Origin of the sequence: Asticcacaulis taihuensis (assembly GCF_900100255.1) — a bacterium.
In the GTDB taxonomy this organism is placed as follows: domain Bacteria; phylum Pseudomonadota; class Alphaproteobacteria; order Caulobacterales; family Caulobacteraceae; genus Asticcacaulis; species Asticcacaulis taihuensis.
On the sequence record NZ_FMTS01000001.1, the window covers coordinates 1,465,377 to 1,471,759 of the forward strand.

Annotated in this window: 4 protein-coding genes; 2 read left to right on the top strand and 2 right to left on the bottom strand. The window is 61.0% G+C overall.

Going from position 1 to position 6,383, the window contains the following annotated elements; all coding sequences use genetic code 11:
- Positions 1-44 precede the first annotated feature (44 nt).
- Positions 45-884, top strand: a complete 840-nt coding sequence (locus BLO49_RS06860) for an alpha/beta hydrolase (RefSeq protein WP_245678889.1) — start codon at positions 45-47, stop codon at positions 882-884.
- A 46-nt stretch (positions 885-930) separates the two neighbouring features.
- On the opposite strand, the gene BLO49_RS06865 is transcribed toward BLO49_RS06860, so the two are convergent.
- A complete protein-coding gene (locus BLO49_RS06865) occupies positions 931-3,573 on the bottom strand; it encodes a glycoside hydrolase family 31 protein (protein WP_090645871.1) in 2,643 nt (880 codons plus the stop codon).
- 371 nt (positions 3,574-3,944) lie between these two features.
- Between BLO49_RS06865 and BLO49_RS06870 the strand changes: the two genes are divergently transcribed.
- The gene (locus BLO49_RS06870) at positions 3,945-4,961 is read left to right on the top strand and encodes an alpha/beta hydrolase (RefSeq protein WP_090646251.1); all 1,017 of its coding nucleotides are present in this window, start codon (positions 3,945-3,947) and stop codon (positions 4,959-4,961) included.
- A 76-nt stretch (positions 4,962-5,037) separates the two neighbouring features.
- Here the strand turns inward: BLO49_RS06870 and BLO49_RS06875 are convergent.
- The coding region (locus BLO49_RS06875) for an alpha/beta hydrolase family protein (protein WP_139159631.1) at positions 5,038-6,383 on the bottom strand (1,346 nt) is incomplete at its 5' end.

Genomic DNA, 6,383 nt, shown 5'->3' on the forward strand with positions numbered 1-6,383 from the left:
CATCATGCCTGGCCTCATCGTCGGCGAACGCGGCAGATGACAAGATGGTGCCGATCGCCACGCCGGCACAGCCAGGCGCTATCACGCTCGACACCGGCCCCTTGCCCGGCGCCACCGCCAAGGAAGCCTGGCACAGCCAGTACGGCAGTGTGTTTGCCCGGAACGTAACGGTGGCCACCCTGACGCCCTTTCTACCCGATCCGGCGAAGGCGACTGGCGCGGCTGTTATTGTGGCGCCTGGCGGCGGTTTCCGCACACTTTCCATGGAAAACGAGGGATGGGATGTTGCCAAGGCCCTGGCCGACAAGGGCGTAGCGGCCTTCGTGCTGAAATATCGCCTCAATCCGACTCCCGAGGACATGCCGGGTTTTGAGCGCTCCATGACGGAAATGTTCTCGGGAGCCGCCCGGCCGCGACCGGCTTCACAAGACCCGTCCGTGATGCTCGCGCCTCAGATCGCTGACGCCCGCGCGGCGTTCGCCCTGGTCCGCGCCCGCGCCGGCGAATGGCATGTCGACCCTGACCGTATCGGCATGGTCGGCTTCTCCGCCGGCGCCATGCTGACCCTGTCGACCGCCCTTTACGGACAGGACGCCAAGCCCGCCTTTATCGGCGATATTTACGGCCCCCTGACCGCCGTCACCGTGCCGGCCGACGCCCCGCCCCTCTTCATTGCCCTGGCGTCTGACGATCCCTTCTTCGCCAACAATGGATTCGGCCTGATCGATAGCTGGCGCGCGGCCAAGCGTCCGGTTGAGTTTCATCTGTATGAGCAGGGCGGACATGGCTTTGGCATGTATCAGAAGGAAACCACGAGCACCGGCTGGTTTGACGCCTTTGCCCGGTGGCTGGGGATGCACGGTTATCTGAAACCCAAGGCTTAAGTCTTGTCCCGGCACGCCTGCCTGCCGCGGGCGTGCCGGGCCTATCTTACGACAGATCGACGGCTATCGCCTGGCCGTGATACGCAATCAGGCGACCTTCAGATAGAGCCGCGAGTGTATTCCCGCCCCCGGCAAGGCGGATGTTGAACTGCCGCGCGGCCGGCATCCCCTTGAATTGCCCCTGACGGGCACCAATCCTTAAGCGCTGCCGAGTATTATCCCATGAGATGTCAATGCGGCTGCAGGCCTTCTGCTCGTATGCGTAGGTCAGGCCGTCATCTTCATACAGCGTAAAAGCGCCATCCTGCCCGGGACAGACCAGCAGATCGAGCGTCTCGCGCCTGATATCCGCTGTAGATTGAATCACAGAGCCGAGCGGTATGATCGCGCCGGCTTTCAAATGCAGGGGCAGTTGAGACAGCGGCGCATCAACCTCATGCGACCTCCCCCCCTCGCGTTTTTCACCGCTCCACGCATCGACCCAGCCTCCGGCGCTTTGGGGCAGATAAACCTCCCAGCGCGCCACATCAGGCTTCAGAACCGGGGCCACGTGCAGGGCCGAACCGAACATATAGGTATGCGTCTCATCGAGCGCCTTCGGGTCATGGCCGAAATCGAAAACCAGCGGCCGGATGATCGGCAGCCCCTTGCGGTTACTTTCGGCCGCCAGACTGTAGGTATAGGGCAGGAGCCGATAGCGCAGTTCCAGGAATTTTCTTGATATGGCTTCAACCGTTTCGCCATACCGCCAGAACTCCGTATCGGTCATGTAACCATGGACCCGCAGCAGGGGCAGGAAGGTGGCGTACTGGAACCAGCGGATAAACCGCTCATGATAGGCCGGATCGGTATATTGACCGTCGCCGGGCCGGAAGAAGCCGCCCGCGTCCACCGTCCAGTATGGATACCCGGCCGCCGCCATGTTGAGACCGGCCGGAATCTGCCGCTTCAGTGTCTCCCAGTCGTTGCCAATGTCGCCTGACCAGGTGGCGGCGGCGAAACGCTGCTGACCGATGAAGGCCGAGCGTGTCAATACCATCACCCGGCGCTGCGGATAATCGCGTCTCTGACCTTCATAAACCGTTCGCGCCACCTGAATCGGATAGATGAGCCGCACCCCTTCCCCCGCACCAGCGGCCGTATCGCGGCCATCGAGATCGTCATTTTCCGGCTCCGTGGCGTCCTGCCACCAGGCGTCTATGCCCAGGGCGGCCAATCGCTGGCTTTGGTTCTGCCAATAGAAGGCGGCTGCCTTCGGATTGAAGAAATCGACCCAGTCCGTATCCGGAATATAGTAACCTCTCTGCGCGAACGCCTTGCCCAGTTCGGTGTCACGCGAAATCTTCGACCAGACGGACAGCATAAAGCGCATGTTCAAGGCGTGAAGATCACGAACCAGTTCGGCGGGATCGGGATAATTCGCCTCGTCGAATTGCATGGCGTTCCAGCCATGTTTGCCCCAGTATTGCCAGTCCTGAACCATGACATCGACCGGGAGCTTTCTTTTCCGGAATTCCGCCGCGGTTGCCAATATCTCCTTGGAGGAATGAAACCGTTCCCTGCAATGGATATAGCCATAGGCCCACACCGGCATCATCGGAGTGCCCCCCGTCAGATCGCGATAGCCAGCCATGACCTCTGGGGCCGTGGGGCCGGCTATCACCACATAATCAATCGCTTCGGCGACCGGCGATTGCCACAGGGTCTGGTCGGTGACGGCGTCAAAGCGGATCGAGGGTGCATCGGTCTCGTTAGCGACCACACGGATCTCGTGTGATCCCGCTGATAGCTCGGTAATGAAGCTGGTCGTTGGCGGCAGCCAGAGATTACTGAAATCGCTGCAGGCGACACCATCGATCTCGACATAATGGCGCGACGCCATCTTGCGGCCGATATCGAGCTGAAAGGCGAATGGCCCGGCCTTTTCGATATCGAAACGGCCCGTATAGGTGGCCATGCGGCGCGTCACCTGGGCATTGCCGCCTGTTGTCGTGACATTGGCCTTTTCCGCCTGGCCGTCAATCTGCGACCGTTCAAGCGTGACGGCCCTGTCCGGCCGGTTATATTCGCTCAGGCCGGTATTGTGCCACAGCAGTCCATATCCCTTGCTGGACAGGACAAACGGCAGGCTGATCTGGGTATTCACCTGGGTCAGCCGCCTGGGAAGCCCCCGGATATTCAGGTGTCCGTCCTGGAAACAGCCCGTGCCATAAAGCCGCTCATCCTCCGGCGAAAGAAAGGCCTGAGATACTGCAAGCGTGGACCGCCCCCTGACCTGAGCCGCCGTGATACGCCTTTTCCCCGGCGCTTCACTCAAAAGCAGGTTCCCGGACGCATCATGAAAACTCAGGGTTTCGCTGGCATTATCCCAGTCACAGCGGATATGCGCCAGGGCTATACGGTGTCCTTGTGCCGTTCTTGTCAGCCGGGGTTGTGCCGGCTGCACCTGCGGCAAGAGTATGGCGCTTTCCGGCGGTCTCAGACTGGCGGCGGGGACAAAGCGCACCCGCACGGCCCGGTCGGACAAGGCGAAAACTTCGAGCGTTCCGTCGGCTACAGGGGCTGTAAAATCCGGTATCGTCTTTGATCGGGCCAGCGCCCGGCCGCATGAGATACCCGAGGCCGCCGTGGCCGCGCCCGCGAGCAAAAGATGTCTGCGATTAACGGCGAAATTTTTCGTTGAACCCATGCGATTATCCCTGTTTTTTCGGCGCTAAACCTGGCTCCGCTTTTTTATTTGAGCGGTCAAAGCACAATATGGCAACAGGTACCAAATATGAAAGCTTATTTATATCTGACCCGCAACACTGCCGGAAAAAGACGCCCGCGATGATGCGCCTCGCGCAAATGCGCCTTTACAAATATAAAATGTCTGAGTTAATTTGATACCGCTTTATCCGTGCCCCCGACCAGGCAGAGACCTTTGGTCGCGTCGCCGCATTAAAACGCAGACTTACCAAAATAACAGGCCCGAACAGGGCGAATGAAAAGGGAGACCCCATGCTATCCAGGACATTACGGCACCTGCTCGCCACAACCGCAACCTCATTATGTTTGGTCATGCCCGCCTTGGCCCAGCAACCGTCGCCTCCTCCCACCGTCGTGCCCCCGGTCGTGGCCGGCGCCCCCAAGGTGATTGTTGAGAAGATAAAAGTTCACAGCGCTGCTCTGGAAGGCAATCTGGAGGGAGAATCGCCGGACCGCGATGTCATCGTTTATTTGCCGCCCGACTATAACAGCCATCCTCAAAAGCGATATCCGGTCGTTTATGCCCTCCACGGCTATTCGATCAGCAATGAAATGTGGACGAATGAAATCAAGACGCCCCAGACGATCGAGGGCGCTTTTGCCAATGGCGCGAAAGACATGATTGTCGTATTGCCTAACTCGCGCACGGTTCACAATGGCTCGATGTATTCGAACTCGGCGACCACAGGCAATTTTGAAGGCTTCATCGCCCATGACCTGGTCGCCTATATTGATGCCCATTACCGCACCATACCGAACCGTACCAGCCGCGGCCTTGCCGGACACTCGATGGGCGGATACGGCACGACGCGCATCGGCATGAAATATCCAGAGGTCTTCGGCGCGCTCTATATCATGAGCCCCTGCTGCATGTCGGCGCGCGGTGCCCCACCTGCCGAAGCGCTGAAAGCCATCGAAGCCGTCAAATCCCTGGATGAGGCCAGCAAGCTGGGTTGGGGCGAACGCGCGACCCTGGCCTCGGCGGCAGCGTGGTCACCGAATCCGAAGAACCCGCCACTCTATCTGGATTTGCCGGTGAAAGACGGGCAGCCGCAGCCGGACGTTATCGCCAAATGGGCCGCCAATGCCCCGCTCGCCATGATAGATCAATATATCTCAAACCTGCGGCAATACCGCGCCATTGCGATGGATGTCGGCGACCAGGACGGCCTGAAAACCGACACGGTCAAACTGCATGAAACGCTCGAAAGCTATGGCATTGCCAATGATCTGGAGGTCTATAGCGGCAACCACGTCAGTAATGTGGCCGACCGCTTCCAGAATCACCTGATGCCCTTCTTCAGCAAAAACCTGTCTTTCGGGCAGTAGGGCCGGGATTTCCGGCTAATCACTCCGTTCCGAGGTGAAGACACAAGACATGGTGTCTTCACCTCGGATATCGGTCCTACCTTGCCGGATTATTCGCGGCGAGGAAATCAACCACGGCCTGCGCGGTTTGCAGGCGGCAGGCTTCGGTGGCGAGGTCGTGGCCGCAGTCGGGCAGTTCGGTATAGCTGGCAGTCTTGCCGGCCTTTTGCAGGCGATCGCGCAGAGACCGGCTCTGGTCGGCGGGCACGGCCTTGTCGTAGTGACTGGCGACCAGCAAAACCGGCGCTTTGACCGAGGGCGCCGATATGGCCGCCGGTGTCTGGCTGCCGTAATAGCCCTGCACCAGCGCCGGTGAACGGGCATCAGCCATGAAGGCCCGCTGCGCTTGCGGATCGGCCCTGAGCGCGGCAATTTCGTCAGCCACGGCGTTCTGTTTCGCCGTCTTCAGATAGTCCGCCGGGTCGGAGATGCCGTTGATGGCGATGGCGCAGCGATAGGGCCCGCCTTCTGCACCCTTGAGCGCCGCATAGCCGCCATAGCCCTCACCGGCGATGCAGACCCGCTTCGGATCGATTATCCCCTGGGCCGCCAGATAGCGCACGCCATCAGCCATGTCGCTCAAGCTGCGCCCGGCCCACTGGCCCTTGCCGGCTGCGGTCAGTGCCGCACCATAGCCCTCCGAGCCGCGGTAATTGGGTTGCAGCACCACATAACCGCGCGACGCCAATACCTGGGCCAGCCAGTTGAAACCGCGTCCGTCGTGCCACAGTGGGCCATCATGCGGCAGCACGACCAGCGCCCGGTGCTTCGCTTCGCCCTGCGGCGGCAGGGTCAGTTGCGCCGATATCGCCAGACCGTCGGCGGCGGTGTAGCGGACCTGCCGCTGCGACGCCACCCATTCGGCCGGCACCGACGGATACTGGCTGCCGATATCGACGCGCTTGCCGGTGGCGAAGTCATAATAGTGCCACGAGCCGGGATCGTCACCGCCCTGGGCGAACAGGATCATCTGCGCCGGATCGCGGCCCATGGCAGCGACACGCACGGACTGGCCCGGCGCCGTATCGAGCGCGTGCCGGTAGATATCCGCCAGGTCAGGATCGAAGAAGGTGTAGGTGGTGATCTCGCCATCATGGGCAAAGCCGGACAGGGCGCCGCTCTCCGGATTGAAGATCGGCCGGTCCTGCGCGGCGTCTTCGTCGAGCGGCGCCGACAGCTTGCCATCGGCCGCCAGTTCGTAATAGCGGAAGCGGCGCGGGCCGTCCGCGCCGGGATCGGCGGCATCGAGGATCAGCAGGGACTGGCCGTCGCGCCCCAGACCGGCCAGAAACGGCGCGAAGGTATGCGCCTTGGCGTCGATCTTGCGCGTCAGGATCGGCGTCCATTTGCCGTCCTTGCGCATCTCGATGCGGAAGGTTTCAT